2 protein-coding genes are annotated in these 2663 nt (G+C 29.1%); both read right to left on the bottom strand.

Annotated features, from left to right (window positions below):
• On the bottom strand, positions 1–929 hold a 929-nt coding region (locus tag WBG30_RS13720), incomplete at its 3' end, for an HD-GYP domain-containing protein (RefSeq protein WP_424505222.1).
• Between the two features lie 134 nt (positions 930–1063).
• The gene (locus WBG30_RS13715; protein ID WP_424505221.1) at positions 1064–2251 is read right to left on the bottom strand and encodes a DEAD/DEAH box helicase; all 1188 of its coding nucleotides are present in this window, start codon (positions 2249–2251) and stop codon (positions 1064–1066) included.
• Positions 2252–2663: the final 412 nt, after the last annotated feature.

Genomic DNA, 2663 nt, shown 5'->3' with positions numbered 1-2663 from the left:
GATGCCCACTGTACAATCTGCTGTAACCCATCAATAGAATTTAAAATCTGATATGTATAATATGGATGACTCTTAACAACTTCAAATTCTTCTTTTGTAAGTTCACATTTTTTTTCCAATATACTATTTGGAATTATTAACTTCCCTAGATCATGAAAATTTGAAGCAATTCCCAAGACTTTAATTTCTAATTCTGTAAGTCCAAATAAATTACCCAACATCTCAGAACAAGCTGATACTCCAGTGGTATGCGTTATTGTATACTCAGATTTAAAATCAATCACATATTTAAAGAGATCTCCTACACTAGCAAGGTCATTTAAATTTATTTCTATTTTCTTTAAAGGTCCTTCATGCAAAAGAATAGAATACAATCTATAAGAGGTCAAATCAAGCCAAAATTCCTCTTTAGTTGAAATTTCTTTAAAACCACTCACTATTTTAGTATTTAATATTCCATCTTCTAATCTAGACAGTTCTTTCCATATATTATCTACTTGATGAAGAATAAATTTATCTCTACTGATCATCATATCTACAAAGTTAGCAATAAGAATAATTTGAGAAGATATAGCCAATGATTTATCTATATTTCCTTTCCAGTCTTCCCAATCTAAAAAATGATATCTTATAATTTTAGCAGCATTTTTTAAAAATGGCACCCTCTGGACAAATAGTTCTCCTCTTATACACTGTAATTCATAATTTATATTTTCCTCTGAATCAATTTTTTTCCCAATGTCATGTAATAAAGAAGCTATAAATATATTTTCCGTAGTTACTTCATCTAAACTAAGATGTCTTGCTAATTTTAATGCAATAAAAGCTGTCCTTAATTGATGTTGCGGTAAGTTTTTATTCGCCATATCTATAGATTCTGATAGTGACAACAATAAATTACCTAGATTAATTGTAAAACCTTTCTCCAAAGTCCCCCCCTCCTGTATAAAATTCTTGCTATATTTTTATACTGAAAAAAGTTTTAAATCCTACATTTTTAAATAGTATTTCTAAAATTTAAAAATCTTAAAAATAAAAGTTAAGATAAAAAAATCTTAGAAATTTATTTTCTTTCCTCACTTCTTGTTTTTATTTTTTTATTATATTTCTTTTTCAGAGAATCATTGACATTAACAACATCTCTTTCATCACCACATTCAACTCTTTCTAATGGTTTTCCTAACAATGATTCAATTTCTCCCAATACTCTTCTATCTCTTGGATCTATAAATAAATAAGTTTCTCCCTCTTCTCCTGCTCTAGCAGTACGTCCTATACGATGGATGTACGTGTCGGCTTTCTCTGGTATATCCATATTAAATATATGAGTTACTCCTGTGATATCTAATCCACGAGATGCTACATCTGTAGCAACCAAATATTGTATCTCAGCTTTTTTAAACGATTTTACGATTTTTTCTCTTTTAACTTGAGGTATATCACTATGTAATTTTTGTACATTGTATCCTCTCTCCTCTAGCTTAGCCTCTACCTTATCTACTCTTGCCTTGGTTCTACAAAATATAATCGCCATAAAGGGGTTGGTTCTATTTAGAATAGTCGCCAAAGCATCAATCTTCCATCTGTCTGTCGTTTCTATTAAATATTTTTTCATCTTATCATTTTTATTTTTATCCTCTACCTTTAATACCAATGGATCTTTCGTGATTTTATATGCTATTTTCTTTACCTGACTACTTAGAGTCGCTGAATAGCACAATGTTTGTCTTTTTTTATTACTCGTATTCAAAATTATTTCTACTTCTTTTTGAAATCCCATAAGAAGGGTTTGATCTACTTCATCTAAAACCAATGTTTTTAAAGTATTTAACTTTAGTAACCCTTGGTTAATAAAGTCTACTAGTCTCCCTGGAGTAGCAACTATTAAATCTACCGAACCCTTTGCCTCTTTTAGTTGTTTAGAATATTCCTTTCCTCCATAAATAGTTAAAATATTGATTTTATTGCAATTTATCTTTTGAGCTTCCTCTGATATTTGTATAGCTAATTCTCTTGTAGGACTTATAATAACCCCTTGAACACCACTATTATTAGGTAACATAAGGTTCATCATAGGTAAAAGAAAAGCTAAGGTTTTCCCTGTTCCTGTAGGCGCTTCAGCTATTATATCTTTTTTATCTAAAATTGACCCTATACTCATCTCCTGTATAGGAGTAGGAGTTTTTATCCCATTTTTTTTTAGAGAATCCACAAATTCCCTCTTTATTCCTAAATCTTTAAATGTATACATAATTAATTATTCACCTCATTTTTTATTTTACTCTAAATTATATCATAAAAACATCTTTTTTATAAAAGAAAAGAAAATTTGGGATAGCGTCAAGTTATTGTAGGAGCGAGGTAACCATGGGAAAATTTCAAATAAAATTAAAACAAAGTAGTAAAAAAACACTAAATAGGGCGTTTCCCAAATTTAGTGTAAATTAAAATATTCCCTTTCTAACTATTAGAGGTATAATCTAGTAATTAGGGAGGGATTTTTTATGAGTAAAAAAGCGAAAAATATTAATCCATAGGTTAAAAAGATCTTTGAAGAAAATGATATTGAAAATATTTCTGATGCACAAAATATTATGAAAGATATGTTTAAAGACATGGTTTCTCTGATGCTTGAATCTGAAATGGATGAAACTCTTGGTTAC

Origin of the sequence: Psychrilyobacter sp. (assembly GCF_049671765.1) — a bacterium.
Classification (GTDB): domain Bacteria; phylum Fusobacteriota; class Fusobacteriia; order Fusobacteriales; family Fusobacteriaceae; genus Psychrilyobacter.
The sequence above is the reverse complement of the archived record's forward strand: the minus strand, read 5'-3'. Positions and strand labels throughout refer to the sequence as shown.